The sequence below is a fragment of the Pseudofrankia coriaricola genome, assembly GCF_032027725.1.
Lineage (GTDB): Bacteria > Actinomycetota > Actinomycetes > Frankiales > Frankiaceae > Pseudofrankia.
The window spans coordinates 78,285-95,808 of record NZ_JASNFO010000065.1; the positions used below are offsets into that span (position 1 = coordinate 78,285).

The 17,524-nt window shown below is 68.3% G+C and carries 13 protein-coding genes and 1 pseudogene; 8 read left to right on the plus strand and 6 right to left on the minus strand.

The window, feature by feature from the left end; translation table 11 throughout:
* Window positions 1–9 precede the first annotated feature (9 nt).
* Window positions 10–1,392, minus strand: a complete 1,383-nt coding sequence (locus tag QOZ89_RS30540) for a nitrate/nitrite transporter (protein WP_312627053.1) — start codon at window positions 1,390–1,392, stop codon at window positions 10–12.
* Window positions 1,393–1,679: 287 nt separating this feature from the next.
* Between QOZ89_RS30540 and QOZ89_RS30545 the strand changes: the two genes are divergently transcribed.
* The 4 genes and pseudogenes from QOZ89_RS30545 to QOZ89_RS30560 all read left to right on the plus strand — a co-directional run.
* Window positions 1,680–4,226 carry a molybdopterin oxidoreductase family protein gene (locus QOZ89_RS30545; RefSeq protein ID WP_312627055.1) on the plus strand — a complete coding sequence of 849 codons (2,547 nt, stop codon included), beginning with the start codon at window positions 1,680–1,682 and terminating at the stop codon, window positions 4,224–4,226.
* A gap of 5 nt (window positions 4,227–4,231) precedes the next feature.
* Window positions 4,232–6,742, plus strand: a complete 2,511-nt coding sequence (gene nirB, locus QOZ89_RS30550) for a nitrite reductase large subunit NirB (protein ID WP_312627057.1) — start codon at window positions 4,232–4,234, stop codon at window positions 6,740–6,742.
* Window positions 6,739–7,092, plus strand: a complete 354-nt coding sequence (locus tag QOZ89_RS30555) for a Rieske (2Fe-2S) protein (protein WP_071048054.1) — start codon at window positions 6,739–6,741, stop codon at window positions 7,090–7,092. Before nirB ends, QOZ89_RS30555 begins: the two co-directional genes overlap by 4 nt.
* Window positions 7,093–7,177: 85 nt before the next feature.
* Window positions 7,178–7,264, plus strand: a pseudogene (locus QOZ89_RS30560) (IS6 family transposase); the annotation flags it as partial.
* Window positions 7,265–7,381: 117 nt separating this feature from the next.
* Here the strand turns inward: QOZ89_RS30560 and QOZ89_RS30565 are convergent.
* Together QOZ89_RS30565 and QOZ89_RS47725 are read right to left on the minus strand one after the other, a co-directional pair.
* Window positions 7,382–8,017 carry a carbonic anhydrase gene (locus QOZ89_RS30565; protein ID WP_071048076.1) on the minus strand — a complete coding sequence of 212 codons (636 nt, stop codon included), beginning with the start codon at window positions 8,015–8,017 and terminating at the stop codon, window positions 7,382–7,384.
* Window positions 8,018–8,027: 10 nt separating this feature from the next.
* Window positions 8,028–8,351, minus strand: coding sequence for a helicase associated domain-containing protein (locus QOZ89_RS47725; RefSeq protein ID WP_397428871.1), 324 nt, complete (start codon window positions 8,349–8,351; stop codon window positions 8,028–8,030).
* A 158-nt stretch (window positions 8,352–8,509) separates the two neighbouring features.
* Between QOZ89_RS47725 and QOZ89_RS30570 the strand changes: the two genes are divergently transcribed.
* Together QOZ89_RS30570 and QOZ89_RS30575 are read left to right on the plus strand one after the other, a co-directional pair.
* Complete coding sequence (locus tag QOZ89_RS30570) at window positions 8,510–9,736, plus strand: sensor domain-containing phosphodiesterase (RefSeq protein ID WP_312627060.1); 1,227 nt, start codon at window positions 8,510–8,512, stop codon at window positions 9,734–9,736.
* A gap of 570 nt (window positions 9,737–10,306) precedes the next feature.
* Window positions 10,307–11,167, plus strand: a complete 861-nt coding sequence (locus QOZ89_RS30575) for a Sco1979 family transcriptional regulator (RefSeq protein ID WP_083418418.1) — start codon at window positions 10,307–10,309, stop codon at window positions 11,165–11,167.
* Between the two features lie 144 nt (window positions 11,168–11,311).
* Here QOZ89_RS30575 and QOZ89_RS30580 read toward each other — a convergent pair whose 3' ends face one another.
* Window positions 11,312–12,106 (minus strand): SAM-dependent methyltransferase, encoded by a 795-nt coding sequence (locus QOZ89_RS30580; RefSeq protein ID WP_312627076.1) that lies wholly within the window; start codon window positions 12,104–12,106, stop codon window positions 11,312–11,314.
* Window positions 12,107–12,369: 263 nt separating this feature from the next.
* Window positions 12,370–13,440 (minus strand): hypothetical protein, encoded by a 1,071-nt coding sequence (locus tag QOZ89_RS30585; RefSeq protein ID WP_312627063.1) that lies wholly within the window; start codon window positions 13,438–13,440, stop codon window positions 12,370–12,372.
* 1,426 nt (window positions 13,441–14,866) lie between these two features.
* Here QOZ89_RS30585 and QOZ89_RS30590 point away from each other — a divergent pair.
* The gene (locus QOZ89_RS30590) at window positions 14,867–15,646 is read left to right on the plus strand and encodes an ABC transporter ATP-binding protein (protein ID WP_071048073.1); all 780 of its coding nucleotides are present in this window, start codon (window positions 14,867–14,869) and stop codon (window positions 15,644–15,646) included.
* A complete protein-coding gene (locus QOZ89_RS30595; RefSeq protein WP_312627067.1) occupies window positions 15,643–16,512 on the plus strand; it encodes an ABC transporter permease in 870 nt (289 codons plus the stop codon). The genes QOZ89_RS30590 and QOZ89_RS30595 overlap by 4 nt, the downstream gene beginning before the upstream one ends.
* Window positions 16,513–16,972: 460 nt before the next feature.
* Here QOZ89_RS30595 and QOZ89_RS30600 read toward each other — a convergent pair.
* On the minus strand, window positions 16,973–17,524 hold a 552-nt coding region (locus QOZ89_RS30600; protein WP_312627069.1), incomplete at its 5' end, for a diguanylate cyclase domain-containing protein.

The following is a 17,524-nucleotide window of genomic DNA, read 5'->3' on the forward strand; positions in this document are numbered from 1 at the left end:
TGGGTGCTGTCAGATTTCGGCGAGCTTCTTCGGTGAAGGCCGGAGGAACGTGTACCAGGTGAGGGCGAAGCAGATTGCGTAGTAGGCGATGAAGGCGATGTAGGCGCCGTTTCCGGTCTTGTAGGTGAGGAAGGACTGGCGGAAGGCGAGGTTGACCAGGACTCCGCCGAAGGCGCCGATCGCCCCGGCGATGCCGATGAGGGCACCAGCCAGCCGGCGGGCCTCCCGGTCGGAGATGGTCGCGTCCGCCCCATCGGCGATGAGCAGCTTCGATTTCGCCCGAAAGATAGCCGGGATCATCTTGTAGCTCGAGCCGTTCCCTACGCCGCTGAAGACGAACAGCGCGATGAACCCGGCCAGGAACAGCGCCAGCGATTTCTCCAATGAGGCGATCAGCACCAGCGCCGCGCTGACGGCCATCGCGACGAAGTTCCAAAAGGTCACCTTGGCGCCGCCGACACGGTCGGCCAGGGCGCCGCCTACCGGCCGGACCAACGATCCCAGCAGCGGTCCCAGGAAGGTCAGGTAGGCGGCCTTGATCGGGGTAGAGAAGTCGGATTTGAACTGGACCTGCAGTACCTGGCCGAAGGCGAAACCGAAACCGATGAACGAGCCGAAGGTGCCGATGTAGAGCACAGACATGATCCAGGTGTAGCCGTCCCGGCAGACGTCGCGCATGGCTCGTTTGTCGTTCCGGGCGGAGGTGAGGTTGTCCATGAACAGGTAGGAGCCGAGGGCGGCGAGGACGATGAGTGGGATGTAGATGGCGAGCACGACCCGGGGGTGGCCTTTGCCTGCGGTGGCGAGCACGAGCAGGCCGACGAGTTGGACGGCGGCGACGCCGATGTTGCCGCCGCCGGCGTTGAGGCCGAGGGCGCGCCCCTTGAGTCGCTCGGGAAAGTAGGCGTTGATGTTCGTCATCGACGAGGCGAAGTTGCCGCCGCCGACACCGGCGACCGCCGCCATGATGATCAGGGTGCTGTAGGAGACGCCGGGTTTGAGCACGATCGCGGCCAGAACGGTCGGGACCAGCAGCACCGAAGCGCTGAAGATGGTCCAGTTCCGGCCGCCGAACCTTGCCACGGCGAAGGTGTAGGGCAGCCGAAGCACCGCCCCGACGAGGGTGGGAACCGTCGTCAGCAGAAATTTCCCGGCCGCGTCGATGTGATATTCCGGGCCGAGGAACAGCACGAGGACGGACCACAGGCTCCAGATCGAGAAGCCGATGTGTTCCGAGACAATGGAAAAGATCAGGTTTCGTCGCGCGACCGTCGCGCCGCCATCGGACCAGAATGTGGTGTCCTCGGGCCGCCAGTCCTCGATCCACCGGCCACGTTGGGCAGGAATGGTGACGGATCCGGACGGCGGAACATCATCCAGCGAGGTGCTCATAGGCGCGTTCCTCCGAGGTCGGGCCGGTCCGATCACGGTAGGTGCGCTCCGTTACGTCGCCCATGGCACGCTTGTAACAAGCCGGATGGGTATCAGCTTGCCTGACGCACCGTCGGACCATGGGTGTCGCGGTCAGTGGCGGGTCAACTGCGCCGGGCTCGCATGCAGGTGCGGTCGACGGCTGGCGGCCGGATCCCTGTAGCGGTAGGTAACACGCGGGGCACGGCGACGAAACCGGTGGATCCGACCATGTCGTCTGTGGCCACGGATGCGGCGGTGGGGAGACGATGACTGCCACCGCGACGCACTGCCCCTATTGCTCGCTGCAGTGCGGGATCGAGCTTCGCCCAGGCCCGGTGTCGGTGACCCTCACGCCGCAGGACGACTTCCCGACCAACCGGGGCGGGTTGTGTTCGAAAGGATGGACGGCGGCGGACCTGCTCGACCACGGGGAGCGGCTGACGACACCGCTGGTCCGTGACCGGCCCGGCGAGCTGCGCCCGGCGTCGTGGGATGAGGCCATGGGCCGGATCACCGCGGCGATCCGGGACTGTCAGTCCCGGTACGGCCCGGACAGCGTCGGCTGCTTCGGCGGAGGTGGACTGACCAACGAGAAGGCCTACACGCTGGGCAAGTTCGTCCGGGTGGGCCTGGGTAGCCGGTCGGTCGACTACAACGGCCGATTCTGCATGTCCTCCGCCGCCGCCGCCAGCGGCCGGGCATTCGGGATCGACCGGGGGCTGCCGTTCCCGGTCGCCGACATCGCCGAAGCGCAGGCGGTGCTGCTCGTCGGCAGCAACCCGGCGGACACCATGCCACCGGCGATGCAGTGGTTCGACGCCGGCCGGGCGGCCGGAGCCCAGCACATCGTCGTGGACCCGCGCGCCACCGCGACCGCCCGCGGGGCGTTCCTGCACCTGCAGAACACCCCGGGCAGCGACCTGGCGCTGGCCAACGGGCTGCTACACATCGCGATCCGCGACGGCCTGGTCGACGACGAGTACGTGGCCGCTCGGACTGTCGAGTTCGACGCGGTACGCCAGGCGGTCGTCGCCTACTGGCCGGGCCGGGTGGAACGGATCACCGGCGTGCCCGAGGCGGACCTCCGTCAGGTCGTCCGCGTGCTGGCCGAGGCGGACAGCGCGATGGTGCTCACCGCGCGGGGCGCCGAGCAGTCCGCGTCCGGTACTGACACGGCGACCGCGTGGATCAACCTGGCGCTCGCGCTGGGGCTGCCCGGGCGGCCCTTCTCGGGCTACGGCACGGTCACCGGCCAGGGCAACGGGCAGGGCGGCCGGGAACACGGCCAGAAAGCCGACCAGCTCCCCGGCTACCGGAAACTGTCCGACCCGGCGGACCGGGCGCACGTCGCCGCGGTCTGGGGCGTCGACCCGGACGAGCTGCCCGAGCCCGGCCTGTCGGCGTTCGAGATGCTCGACGCGCTGGGTACCGACGGCGGGGTGAGGGCACTGCTGGTGGTCGCATCCAACCCGGCGGTGTCCGCCCCGGACGCCAACCGGGTCGCCCGCCGGCTCGCCGCATTGGATTTCCTCGCCGTGTCCGACTTCTTCCTCTCCGAGACCGCGCAGCTCGCCGACGTGGTGCTGCCGACCGCGCAGTGGGCGGAAGAGGAGGGGACGATGACCAACCTGGAGGGCCGGGTCCTGCTGCGCCGCGCCGCCCTGCCACCACCACCTGGGGTATGGACCGACCTGCAGGTGTTCGCCGACCTCGCGAGCCGGCTCGGCCGCGGGCAGTTCTTCACCGACTCGCCGCGGGAGGTGTTCGACGAGCTGCGCCGGGCCAGCGCCGGCGGCCTCGCCGACTACGCGGGAATCACCTACGAACGCATCGCCGCCGAACGCGGGGTGTTCTGGCCGTGCCCCGACGTCAATCACCCGGGCACCCCTCGGCTGTTCGCCGACCGGTTCGCCACCGCCGACGGGCGGGCCCGTTTCGTGCCGGTCCGCCACCGGGGAGCCGTGGAACAGCCTGACCAGGACTACCCGCACTACCTGACCACCGGGCGAACCATGCAGCAATACCAGTCCGGCACGCAGACTCGCCGGGTACGGGCGTTGCTGACGGCCGACCCGGACCCTTTCGTCGAGATCCACCCGACGCTCGCGCACCGGCACGGGATCGCCGGCGGGGACCTGGTCGAGGTGACCTCCCGGCGAGGCCGGGCGGTGTTCCGTGCCCGGGTCACCGACACCATCCGCCCCGACACACTGTTCGCCCCGTTCCATTGGGGTGGGCTGTCCACCGCCAACGTGCTGACCAATCCGGTGCTGGACCCCACGTCCCGGATGCCGGAGTTCAAGGCGTGCGCGGTCGCGATCCGCCGCCTGGACGGCCTGCCCGACGGTGGCGACACCCTGCCGACCGGCGCAACCGTGCCGTTGGCCGATATCGGCACGGCGACCCGGCCGCCTGCTGACAGCGCTCCGGCTCCAACGTCCGCACCGATCCGGAAGGACCGCCGCATGCACAGTACGCCACGTTTCCTCCACGGCGTCTTCGCTTTCGAGGGCCACGGTCTGCAGAAGCCGTTTCTTCTCGACCCCTCGCTGAGCTACGTGGTCCCGCCCGGCGCCACCACCCAGCCGGTGTACTTCCGTGGCGGCAACTCCACCGACGAGCTGATCTACATCGTGATACTGCGGGACGGGGCGCCGATGCGCTACTTCCCGATCGGCGCCAAGGGCGAGACCCACGTCCCTCTCCGGGTGGTGGAGGACCTCCTCGGTGACACCCGCATAGACGTGCACCTGGCCGCACCCGAAGGGGTCACCGGCACGGCGGTCGTCGACCTCGGCCTCATCGAGGTCTGAGCCCGATGACCACCATCACGTCCATGCCGGCCCAGCGGCAGCCCACCGAACCACCCCGTCAGCACCTCGTCGTGATCGGCAACGGGATGGCCGGCGTCCGGACGATCGAGGAGATCCTCACCCGCGGCGGCGCGAGCCTGTTCGACATCACCGTCTTCGGCGACGAGCCATACGGCAACTACAACCGGATCCTGCTGTCGAACGTCCTCGCCGGGATAGAGGACGAGAAGGAGATCTTCCTCAACCCGCTCGACTGGTACCGCTCGAACGGCATCCGGCTGCACGCCGGGGTCCGTGTCACCCGGATCGACCGCTACGCGAAAGCCGTGTTCGCCGCCGACGGCACCGCTGTCGGCTATGACAAGCTGATGATCGCGACCGGTAGCCGGGCGTTCATCCCCCCGATCGACGGCGTGTACCAGCCCGACGGCGGGCTCACGCCGGGGGTCTTCGCGTTCCGCACCCTGGATGACTGCCGGCAGATGATCGCCGCCGCCCGAGGCCACCGCGCCGCCGTCGTGATCGGCGGCGGCCTCCTCGGTCTGGAGGCAGCCCGCGGGCTGCAGAACCACGGCCTGGACGTCCACCTGCTGCACGCCGCACCAACCCTGATGAACGCCCAGCTCGACGCGGAGGCCGGACAGATCCTGCGGCGCGGCGTCGAGGCCCTCGGCATCACGGTGCACACCCTGGCGATGACGACCGCCGTACTCGGCGACGATGCGGTTGTCGGGGTCACCCTCGCGGACGGCACCCACATCCCCGCGGACATGGTGGTGATCGCCGCCGGTATCCGGCCCAACAGCGAACTCGGCGCCCACGCCGGCCTGGACGTCGAGCGAGCGATCGTCGTCGACGACCAGATGCGCGCCGTCGACGACCCCGACATCTACGTCGTCGGCGAGTGCGCCCAGCACCGCGGCGAGGTGTACGGGCTGGTCGCCCCGCTGTGGGAACAGGCAATCGTGCTCGCCGACCACATCACCGGCACGAACCCGGCCGCCACCTACCACGGGTCGAAGATCGCTACAAAGCTCAAGGTCGCGGGCGTCGACGTCACGTCCATGGGACTGAAGGAACCCGAACACGCCGACGACGAGATCGTCCGGTTCGTCGAACCGAAACACGGCGTGTACAAGAGCATCGTCATCCGGGACGGGAAACTCGTCGGCGCCACCCTGCTCGGCGACGTCCGCAAGGCCGCCTTCCTCATCCAGGCGTTCGACCGGGGCCTACCGCTGCCCGAAGCCCGCCTCGAGATGCTGTTCGATCTCGGTACCCCGCCAGAGGCGGTCGGGGCCGCCGAACTCGCCGGCGACACCCAGGTCTGCAACTGCAACGGGGTGACCAAAGCCTCCCTCGTCGCCTGCGTCACCTCCGGTCAGAAGACCGTGAGCGGGGTGATGGCCACCACCCGCGCCGGCAAAGGCTGCGGCTCCTGCAAGACCCTGGTCGCGCAAATCGTGGAATGGGCCGCCGGCGGCGCCGTCGAACGGGACGAGTCGGCGGACTGGTACGTGCCGGCCATCCCCATGGACAAGCCGACGCTCATCACCGCGCTGCGGGAACGCGAGCTGCGTTCGGTGTCCGCGGTATTCGACGCGCTCGCCCCCGGCGGCCAGGAGGACGCGGGCAGCAAGATGGCGCTGACTTCCCTGCTGCGTACCGTGTGGGGCCGCGACTACATCGACGAACGCGATGCCCGGTTCATCAACGACCGGGTCCACGCCAACATCCAGAAAGACGGCACGTTCTCCGTCGTCCCGCAGATCGCCGGCGGCGTCACCACCCCGGCCCAGCTGCGACGGATCGCCGACGTAGCCGACAAGTACAACATCCCCATGGTCAAAATCACCGGCGGGCAGCGTATCGACCTGCTCGGCGTCCGCAAGGAAGACCTCCCGAAGGTGTGGTCCGACCTGGACATGCCCTCGGGCTACGCCTACGGCAAGAGCTTTCGCACCGTGAAAACCTGCGTCGGGCTGGAGTTCTGCCGCTACGGGCTAGGTGACTCCACCGCGCTGGGCATCGCCATCGAAAAACGCTTCCAGGGATTGGAAAGTCCGGCAAAGCTGAAACTCGCCGTCACCGGCTGCCCCCGTAACTGCGCCGAGGCCCTGGTCAAGGACCTCGGCGCGGTCGCGATCGAGGGCGGCCAGTGGCAGATCTACGTCGGCGGCGCCGCCGGAGCGCACGTCCGCAAAGGCGACCTGCTCGCCACCGTCGACACCCCCGAGCAAGTCATCACGCTCACCGGACGGTTCCTGCAGTACTACCGCGAAAACGCGAAATGGCTGGAACGGACCTACAGCTTCGTCCCCCGCCTCGGAATCGACAAGATCCGCGCCATCGTCGTCGGGGACAGCGACGGCATCGCCGCCGATCTCGACGCCCGCATGCAGCAGGCGATCGACGCCTACACCGACCCGTGGCTGGAGGGCCGCGACCCGGCCACACCGGGCCAGTTCCAGACCTCCCTGCCACTGGTCGAACTGCCGAAAGTGCCAATGCGATGAACCCGACCACCGAAACAACCCACACCAGCCCGGACGGCGTCTTCCACCGCCTCGGCCCACTGTCCGAGATCCCGATCGGTGAGGCCCGAGCCTACGCGGCGGCCGGCCAGCAGATCGCCGTCTTCCGGCTGCGCTCCGGCCGGCTACAGGCGACCGACGCGTCCTGCCCACACGCCGGCGGCCCACTCGCCGACGGCCAAACCGACGAAACGATCGTCATCTGCCCCCTGCACAGCAACACCTTCGACCTGGCCACCGGCACATCACCCAGCGGAGCGCCGCCCCTGACCTGCTACCCAATCCGGGTCAGCGACGACGGAATCATCGAGGTCGCCGTCGGTCAATACTGACCCTCCGTCCAGCGCTACATCCCCGACCATCCACCGATCAGTCTGCACCACAAGCACACCCGGCAACGCATCCTGCATCTGAGGGGTCGCCGGCCGGTGGACCTATCTCTACCGGGCGATCGATCAGTTCGGCCAGGTCATCGCTGACAACCGCGATCGTCGGCAGGCCCGGTCAGACCCTGTTCACAGCATCCAAGGCTGTCCGGTCTGCCCCCCGGCGCGGCCAGCGGCCACCGCTCCCGCCGGCCGGGCGCTCGATCGTTCGCGCAGATCGGGGCGCTCGCGTGGATCATCGGACCACCTCGGGGAGAGGCCCCTTACGGGATACGGCGCTGACGGTGCCGTCCGCCAGACGGTAGGACAGTCCGACGATCGCGCACCGGCCTGCCGCGACCTCGGTCGCCAGCAGGGCCGACCGTCCCACCAGCCCGTCGACCGTCCGGCGGATGTGGGCCAGGACGAACTGGTCGATGTCGGTGCATCCTGCCGCGCGCGCCCACAGGATGCTGGGCATGACCCGTTCCACCACGTCTCCGATATAGCCAGCCGGCGCCACCCCGTCGCGGTCAGCCTCGGATGCGGCGGTGACGGCGCCGCACGAGTCATGACCAAGGACGACGACCAGTGGCGCCCCCAGCACATGGACGCCGTACTCGATACTGCCCAGCACCTCGGGGCCCGCGACATGGCCAGCGGTACGGACCACGAACAGGTCGCCCAGCCCCCGGTCAAAGATGATCTCGGCGGCGAGCCTGGAGTCGGAACATCCGAACAGCACCGCGAACGGGCGCTGCCGCGGCACCACCGCTGATCGGCGGTCGGCGTCCTGATTGGGATGAAGCCGTTCCCCATGCACAAACCGCGCGTTGCCCTCCAGCAGGGCCGCATACGCGTCGGCGGGCGAGGCGGGTGCGAGGTCGGGCATGCGCAGCAACCTACCTGGCCTGCGATGAGTCGTTTTCCAGTTCGGAGTGGGGACGCAAAAGGTCACAGCGATCGAGTCGGGCAGACAACCGCCACCGCCACCGCCACCCCGGAACGCGCACAAGTGCCGCCCGTCGAGCGTCCCCGAACCGCTGCTCCAGGTGCGCCTCACGTTGGACCGCGACCCAGACGGCGAGCGGGAACCCGGACTCGTCGACGTAGCCATGGGGCACCTCGGTGGTGCCATGGCCAGCCGCATGAACCCTGATCGCGTGCAGGCCGCGCTCGAACTCGGCGGCCTCAGCCTCGGCAGCGGGGTCGGGAGGCGCCGACACCGCGTGATCATGCGGTCGCTCCGACGTGTCCGGTCACCGGGCTGTGAGCACGCCGCCGGGGCCCTTCAGCCAGGTGTGCGCGATGGCCGCTTGGGTAGCCCGGAGTCGGGGGGAGAGGAATGTCCGGATGCCCGGCCTGTCTGGGACCGCGAAGCGAGGTGTGCGCATCCAGCTACGCCCTGCTGGACCTGGTTGACCTGCTACGACGGCGACTGCGGATGGAGGTCGCCTGGCTTGGCCGGCTCGACGGCAACCTGCTGATCCTTCAGACACTCTGCGGGAACGTCCACCCGTTCGGCCTGACTCCCGGGTGCAGCATCCGCCGCGAGAACGGGCTGTTCGGACGGGTCCTGACCGGTGAGCTGCCCGAACTCATCCCCGACACCCGACGCGACCCACGCACCGCTGGCACCTCCTCGGTGCGCGATCTCGGTATCGGCGCCTACGTGGCGACACCCATCCTCGACACCGACGGCGACATCTACGGTCTGATTGGCTGCCTCCACCGAAGACCACAGCCGTCACTCGGCCGACGTGACCTGAGATTCCTGCATCTACTCGCAGGATTCCTCACCGACTACGTCTCCGACCTGCACAGGATGTGGGAAGTCCGTAGCCGGGTCTGGCACCGCGTGCACGACCTGATCGACTCCGACGGGCTATGGATCTTCTATCAGCCCATCGTCGACCTCGTCGCCGGGCGGACCGCCGCCCTCGAGGCGCTGACTCGCCTCCCCGACCCGGCACGATCACCGGCTGCCCTGTTCAGGGACGCGGCGGCGGCCGGCCTGGGCCCAGAGCTGGAAACCGCCACGATCCAGCGAGCACTGGCGGCCCTGCCCGACCTGCCCGCCGATGTCCGCCTCGCTGTCAACGCGGCGCCCTCCACGGTCACCGATGGGCTCGTCGACCTCCTCGTTGACACCGGCCACCCCGAACAGCTCGCGGTCGAGATCACCGAATACGAGCAGGCCCGCGACAACCCGCGCCTGCTCGCAGCCGTCGGCATGCTCCGCCGCCACGGCGTCCTCATCGCCGTCGACGATCTCGGTACCTGCTACTCCGGCCTGGAACTCCTGCTCTACCTACGCCCCGACGTCATCAAAATCGACAGGTTCATCATCCAGACCATGAGCAGGGACCTAGCCCACCGCGCCGTCGCCGCCGGGATCACCACCATCGCAGGCGAGATCGGAAGTTGGGTCGTCGCCGAAGGCATCGAAACCACCGCCGACCTCACCGCCGCCCGCAACGCCGGCATCCGCTACGGCCAGGGCTACCTCCTCGGCCGCCCCACCCCCAACCTGGCAACCGCCTGCCAGACGCCCGCCAACCCACCCCTGCTCGCCCCCACCCTGCACAGGACAGAGACCCTGAAGGCATGACCGTAGCCCGGCGTCCGATTCATGGCGCCGATTCCAGGGCGACCGGCTTGACCGAGCCATACGGGCGGGGTGACCTCGTGCCTGATGTCCGCGAGCGTGACACGGCCGCGGCGAACAGGCCCCGGGCGCCCATTCGCTGACCGCACGGCGGCGATCCCAGATAGGCCGAGTGCCGCGGCATCTGTTCGCCTCCCGGATGCCGGGACTACTCGGCCGCGCAGCCACCGCACCGGATGCCGGTGAGTATGTGGCGCTGAAGACGAGCACTAGTCGGCAGGCAGACGCGCGCCGGGGCCGTCCTCTGGTTCAGCGCTCGATCGTTCAGTCCTCGATCGGAGAGGACCCGAGCACCTGCGAGACGGCACTGACCGTGCCGGTGTGCCCGATCGCTTTCAGCCGCGGGCCGGATGCGCGTTCGCGCGACCGGGTTGGCCATTGATGGTCACAGCCGCCTATCCTGTGACCAGCCCGGCGCTTCCGGCGCTTCCGGTGGTGCTGGTGGTGACAGAGGAACGATGACGCTCCAATAGGCTGACCTACTGCTAGCGAATGGGATCGAGGGAGCCAGGCGTGACTGTTTCGGCTGGTAGTGGGCCGACCGTGCGTCGTATCCTGCTCGGTTCCCGGCTACGGCGGCTCCGGGAACGTAGCGGGATCAGCCGTGAGGACGCCGGTTACCACATCCGCGCCTCCGAGTCGAAGATCAGCCGGCTCGAGCTGGGTCGGGTCAGTTTCAAGAATCGCGACGTCGAGGACCTGCTCACGCTGTACGGCGTGACCGACCGGGCCGAACTGGAGCAGGTGCTGACACTGGCCCGCGAGGCCAACCAGCAGGGCTGGTGGCAGCCCTACTCCGACGTCCTTCCCCACTGGTTCCAGCCGTATATCGACCTGGAGGAGTCAGCCTCGCAAATCCGGAGCTACGAGCTCCAGTTCATTCCCGGACTTCTCCAGACCGAGGACTACGCCCGCGCGGTCATGTCGGGCAGGCCGGGGATGTCCCAGGACGTCATCGACGGTCGGGTCGACGTCCGGATGCGCCGGCAGAAGCTGCTGGCACGGCCGGACGCCCCGCGCCTGTGGATGGTGATCGACGAGGCCGCGCTACGCCGGCGGATCGGCGGGCCAAGGATCGCGCGGGCGCAGATCAGGCATCTCCTCGAGCTGATCGACCAGCCGCGGCTGGTCGTGCAGGTGGTACCGTTCGACGTCGGTAGCCACGCGGCCGACGGCGGGGCGTTCAGTATTCTGCGTTTTCCCGACCCCGGCCTGACGGACATTGTCTACCTTGAACGGCTGACCGGGGCTGCCTACCTGGACAAGCCCGAGGACGTGCATCAGTACACGATCGCCATGGACCAGCTGTGCATCTACAGCAGCACTCCAGACAAGACAGCCGTCATACTCCGCAAGATTGCCGCCGCCCTGTAGACCGCGGGGCCGGTCCCGAGTCACGCTCGCATTGCCCGAACGGCGCGCTCGTGTTCTCTCGGGAGGTGGACGATGCGGTGCGCGCCGAGGAGTCCGAGCCCGCGCGAGTGAGCGGGCTAACCCCCGGCTTGCGACCGCGACGATCTACGGCACGCTCGAACCCAGTATGCGTCCGACGCCGCAGTACTCGTCCACCTCCACGGGCGGACCAGCGGGGTTGGGGTCGGGCCGCCACAGTGGGCTCGAGACCACGCCGGGCTCGACGAGTTCGAGGCCGGCGAGGAAACCGGCGATCTGCTCGGGGGTGCGGAGCTGGTAGCCGTACCCGATGTCTTCGCTGAGGGCCTGCTGGGTCTTTGCTTCCTGTTCGCTCATGACGACGCGGGTACCGTCCTGAACGGCGAGGTAGCTGCCAGAGGGCAATGCGTCCCGGAGTCGGCCCACAATGCGGTATGCCTCGTCGAGGTCAGCGACGTTCCCCATGACCCCCAGCAGCATGAGCGCAACCGGCTTGGTGAAGTCCAGGACATCGGCTGCACCCGCAAGAATCTTGTCGGGGTCGCGTACGTCGGCCTCGATATAGGCGGTGGCGCCCTCCGGGGTGCTGGTCAGCAACGCGCGGGCGTGTACCAGTACGAGGGGATCATTGTCGATGTAGACAATGCGGGACCCAGGTGCGATCCGCTGCGCGACCTCGTGTGTGTTGTCAGCGGTCGGCAGACCGGTGCCGATGTCCAGGAACTGTCGGATGCCCGCCTCGCCGGCCAGATACCGGACAGCGCGGCCGAGAAAGGCTCGGGCCGCGCGGGCCACCTCAATTATTTCGGGGTAGGACTCGTAAACCTGCTCAGCGAACTCGCGGTCGGCGGGATAGTAGTCCTTGCCGCCAAGAAAATAGTTCCAGACCCGCGCCGAGTGTGGCTTGGCGATGTCCAGCATGGGTGGCGGGCCGTCGTTCACCGGGTCACTCCTCGCAGGCGGTGGCCAGCGTTGTCATGGTGGCTGTCCTAGGCATCACACTACAAGATCACATGTGCCCGGCCGCGCTGGGTATCATTGATCTCCCTTCGGGCAGCTCGCAGCAACTCGGCGTGTACGCTGTGTGTCCGCCGATGTGTGCACCGCCTTGCAGCGGAACCGGAGGGCGCGACAAACGGTGGCCACGCCCTCACCTCCCCGCCTCCGGGGTCGTCACGGTCCTGTCAGCCCAGGGAGATCGACTTGTCGAGGAACTCGTTGGTCGCCAAGTCCGACGGCGCCAGCCCTGGTTTCGGCTCGGTGCCCTTGGCCTCGAAGACCGGTGTCAGCTGGCCGATCAGCTTCTGTACTCGGGCGGTGTCGAAGCTGCCCAGTACCCCGTCTTTTCCGTTGGCGATCAGGCCGAGGCTCTTCTGCTTGGCGTTGCCGTCCGCGAGCAGACCTGGGGACAAGGTGAACCCGCTCGTGTTCAATGTCGCGACGGCCCGCAGCAGGAGCTGGTTGGTGGGGCCGGGGTCGGTGACGTAATCACGCTGTGCCTGTTGGAACAGGGGCACGAGCTTGCCGAGGCAGGAGCGGTTGGCTGTCAGCTTGTCCGCTGGGACGGCGAGCGAGGGCAGGTACACCGGGTACTCGTCGCCCAGGAGAAGGTACTTCACCGGCTTGCCCCACGCCTTCACGTCATGTTGGAGCCGGTAGGGCTCGTTGGTGATGAACGCCTGCTGCACGATCTTCCCGTCCGCGGCGACGAAACGAGCAGGGTCGCCCTGGTAGGAGGTGTCGATCCGCGAGGAGTTCAGCAGCCCCTCCCGTTCAAAGACGTCCAGGTAGGCGGCCCCTGTGCTGGCCAGCACAGGGGCGTCCGCCCGGCCGATGTCGGCGATGCTGGTGAAGTTCCATGCCGGGTCACCCCAGATGAACGCCAGCGGGGACTTCTCGTACGACGCGAAGACCGCGACCGTCGGCTGGCTGCCGGAGTGCTGGACCGCCTCGTCCATGCCCACCACGCCGGCCAGGATGTCGTCGTCCTGGGCCATCAGCGAGGAGACCGGTTGGAAGCCCACGGCCGGGCCCCCGGCCCGGATCTCGAGCGTGACACCCGTGCCGCCGAGTTGCCCGAAAACCCGGTTCTTGCCCTTGTCGATCGTCGGGTTCGGCCCAAGGAGCTGATAGAGGAACCCGTCGTCGATCTCGGGCCACCAGCCCGCCTGGACGATGACCTGGTCTGGGCAGATCCCCTTCAGCGGCGTCGTGTACCTGGAGGAAGGCACATGCCCCGCGCCGGTCGAGGGCACGTCACCCGACGCGCCTCCGGAATCGGAGCATGCAGCCACGCCCAAGGCCAACGCGGCGGCGCACGCACCGGCGGCCAGCCTAGGACGGCGAACACGGGACGCGCGCACTAGCTCTCCTTCACGGGCAACAAAGCAGGTCCTGTGGGCGGCCGCGGCGTCGATTCACAGGCCGCCGCGACAAACAGGTGCGATGACGGGGCAGCCAGAACACGGCCGAGCGAGAGCGACGGGACGACGACCGCGGCGGGCCGAGGTCCCAGCCGCGGGGATTGGGTCAGCCACACCGGCGAAAAACAGACGCCGATGCCCCCGGGCCGGCGTGCAGCACATCCAGGCGGCGGCAGCGAGCGTTCTGTACCGCTTCACCACACCGGATCCCTCCCGTCTCCCTCGGCGGGAACGGCCTGCTGTCCAGTCCGAGCATCTCGTCCCGCTTCAGGATTCCATGCCCGGGATGCGGGCTACGAGGGGAGGCGCTAGGCCCACATGGAATGAGAGAGGCTCGACCCGTTCCGCCAGCGAGGACAGTTGGGAGCCGAAGGACGCGCCGAAGCAGTCCGGTCAGTGGGCATCGCGGGCTCCCATCAGGGCACAGCGGACGCTGCTGCCCCGGGTGGTGCCGCCGGCCAGCACCACACCTCGACCTCCGCCAACGGCGGTAGCGCCAGCACCCGTCCCTGATCGCCGACCTGCTGGTCGACCCCAAGCTCGCACGAGGAGCGGGCCGCCGTGCACGAGCTCACAGCCGAAGAGCGTCGGACGAAGCGTTGCCGAACGCGGCCCGAGCCCGCCACGACCGAGCGAAGCTGCCAAAGGCGCTGAAGTCCGGGCGTAGTGGCGGCCAAGGTGATCGGACGTGACATCGATCTTGCTGGACACGCCAAGGTCGTGCGGTTCCGTCGGGCGCTGGTTGACCCGCGGCGGTGTCTCCAGGAACCCGACCGCGAGCTCCCGGGGAGCTGCGCTACGCCACGCAGTAGGCCACGCAGTAGGCGGAGAAGTACAGCCGTGGTCACGTCAGCCGGCGGTAATGAGGCCGGCGTGAACCTCTGACGATCCGGTGCCGAGGCCCGCGATAGGCTGGTTGTTCGTGGCGAGGCGGCGTTCGTACGTGGCGCGGACCGCGGAGAGGCGGCACTAGGGCTGGCAACGCGCTGGTGTGCGGAACTGCTACTCAGTGGCGAGATTTCTTGAGACGAGCAGGACAGGGCTACCATGCCGATCAGATGTGGCACAGCGCTAGATCGCTCCAGGTTTCGGCCGGAAGGACCGCGGTGGTAACGATGGCGGGTTGCCCGCCCACCCCGGTCCGGGCACAGGGTGGGTCAGCGCGCCCCATGGTCGCTCGCTTGGCGACGATGAGAAGTCCGGTGGCGGCCGGTTCCGGGAGCCGAGCCTCAACGGACAGACCCGACCGGAACCCGGCGTGACTACCTGGAAGAAGCCGGACTCATCCGTGAGACCCGCCCCGACAGGTACCGCACTGTCGTTCCACCGCATCGGAAAAACCTTCCCGGATGGGACGCAGGCACTGCATGATGTGTCTCTGACCGTCGGTGATGGTGAGTTCGTGGCGGTGGTCGGGCCCTCAGGCTCGGGAAAGTCGACGCTGTTACGGATTGCCTCCGGTCTGACCGAACCGTCCGCCGGGTCGGTGGCGGTGGGATCGGAGCTTCCGGGATACGTCTTCCAGGACCCGACACTGCTGCCATGGCGGACCGTCGAGGCGAACGTCGGCCTGCTCGCCGAACTCGACGGTGTGCCGAAGGAGGAACGGCGCCGACTGGTGGCCGACGCGATATTGCTGGCCGGGTTGACAGGATTCGAACGGCACCGACCGAGGGCGCTTTCCGGTGGCATGCGCATGCGGGTTTCGCTTGCTCGCGCGCTTACTGTACGCCCGTCGTTGTTCCTGTTCGACGAGCCGTTCGGCGCACTCGATGAGATTACCCGGGAACGCCTCGGGAACGAGTTGCTACGGCTGTACCTGCGGGAGCAGTTCGCCGGGTTGTTCGTCACGCACTCCGTCGTGGAAGCGGTTCGACTCGCCCGCCGAGTCACCGTTCTTTCTGCCCGGCCGGGCCGGGTCCTCGCCGAGATCGAGGTGCCGTTCGACTACCCGCGGGGCGGCGGGTTGCAGTTCGACACGGCGTTCGGCCGCGTCGCGCGGTCCGTCTCCGACGCGTTGCGAGAGTCGTTCACGTGACCGCCGTCGACGGTTCAAGCCCAGTAGAGATAGCGCCCCCCGTGAAGCCCTCCCCGCGGGCGCTCCCCCGGCTGGCCCGGGTCGGCAGTATGGTGCTACCCCCGTTCGCTGTCTTCGTAGCCGTGATCGGTGTCTGGTACCTGGTCACCTACGCCTTCCTCGCCCCCCGCCGACGGTTTCTGCTACCGCCCCCGCATCAAGTGGTGACCGATGGCTTCCTGGACCGAACCATCCGCGACGAGATCCTTTCCGCGCTGGGTGGGACCGCAAAGGTCGCGCTCGTTGGCCTGGGTGTAGCGGCGGCACTGGGCGTAGCCTTCGCTATCCTAATGAATTGGGCGCGCTGGGTCGAACGTTCGTTTTACCCGTGGGCCGTGGTACTCCAGACCATCCCCATCCTGGCGATCGTCCCACTGATCGGATTCTGGCTCGGCTACGGATTCTGGTCCAGGACCGTCGTGTGCATCCTGATCGCCATCTTCCCCATCACTACAAACACGCTTTTCGGTCTCCAGTCCGTCGACTCCAGCCACCATGATCTTTTCACCCTCCGCCACGCCAGAAGATGGCGACGACTCGTCCGGCTGGAACTCCCCAGCGCCCTTCCTGCCGTCTTTGCGGGGCTACGCATCTCCGCCGGCCTCTCAGTGATCGGCGCCATTGTCGGGGACTTCTTCTTCCGTCAGGGCGACCCAGGAATCGGCCGACTCATCGACGACTACACACATAGCCTGGACTCCGGACCGCTGTTCGCCACGGTCATCATCGCCTCCCTCTTCGGCCTCGTCGTATTCTGGTTTTTCGGCCTACTCGCGACACTGATCACCGGGCCGTGGCACGAAACCGGACAGCGCCCGCCACCATGACAACCGATCGTCAGGCGGCTCCCTCATCCGTCAACGAGGCGAATCGGGCACGGAAGCAGCTCGCCGGGACCCGCCCACTCACGCATCTTGCCTGTACCTCGCGTTCAGGCCCGCCGCGCGGCGAACCCGCCGGCTGACCTGGTCTCCATGACTGGCCCGAGGGTATCGGCTCGACCGCTCGTTGCCTTCCGAAGCGCCCCCGGTCAGACATTCCCGGTCACCGCCTTCGCCTTCGTCGCCTGCGGGACTGTCCCATCGGAGTGGTCACACGGCGGTGAACGGCAGGTTGGCGGGTCGGACTGGCGGTTCGAGCCCGTGGCCCGGGGCGCGATCGAATCCCGCCGGCGAGGCTCGGGCTGGGCGGCTCCGGTGCGCCGGTGCGCCGGTGCGCCGGAGCCGCCCGACCAGTGGGTCGCAACGGGGCCAGATCGATGGCTGTCGCCGGGTCTGGCTGAACCTGTCAGCGGCGGTTCTTGGCGGCGTACATGGCCTGGTCGGCGCGGTGGAGCAGCTCCTCGGTGCTGGTGGCCGGGGAGCCGGCCTCGGCGACGGCGACGCCGATGCTGGCCTGGACGTCGCGTCGCCGCCCGTGCACCTGGAACCCCGGGCGCATCGCCTCCTGGATGCGCCACGCGGTGCTCTCGCCGGTCGCGCGCGGATCGTCGGACGGGTCATGCATCAGGACGGCGAACTCGTCGCCACCGAGGCGGGCGGTGAGGTCCTCCTGGCGGACGGCGCCGCGCAGCCGCCCGGCGACCGCGCGCAGCAGCTCGTCGCCGGCGCCGTGGCCCAGGGTGTCGTTGACCGCCTTGAAGTCGTCGAGGTCGCAGAACAGCACCACCAGCGGCCGGCCGTCGGCCTGGTGCGCGGCGACGGCCTGGTCGATCTCGGACGTGAACAGGACGCGGTTGGCCAGGCCGGTCAGTGGGTCGTGCAGTGCCTGGTAGCGCAGTCCGCGCTGGGTCGCCCGCAGGCTCGCCATCAGCCGGGTGTTCTGTGCCACCGTGATCAG

Coding starts and splice junctions, on each gene's coding strand:
- QOZ89_RS30555 (WP_071048054.1), top strand. CDS start 6,739: ATGAACCCGACCACCGAAACAACCCACACCAGCCCGGACGGCGTCTTC.
- QOZ89_RS30540 (WP_312627053.1), bottom strand. CDS start 1,392: ATGAGCACCTCGCTGGATGATGTTCCGCCGTCCGGATCCGTCACCATT.
- nirB (WP_312627057.1), top strand. CDS start 4,232: ATGACCACCATCACGTCCATGCCGGCCCAGCGGCAGCCCACCGAACCA.
- QOZ89_RS30545 (WP_312627055.1), top strand. CDS start 1,680: ATGACTGCCACCGCGACGCACTGCCCCTATTGCTCGCTGCAGTGCGGG.
- QOZ89_RS30565 (WP_071048076.1), bottom strand. CDS start 8,017: ATGCCCGACCTCGCACCCGCCTCGCCCGCCGACGCGTATGCGGCCCTG.
- QOZ89_RS30580 (WP_312627076.1), bottom strand. CDS start 12,106: ATGCTGGACATCGCCAAGCCACACTCGGCGCGGGTCTGGAACTATTTT.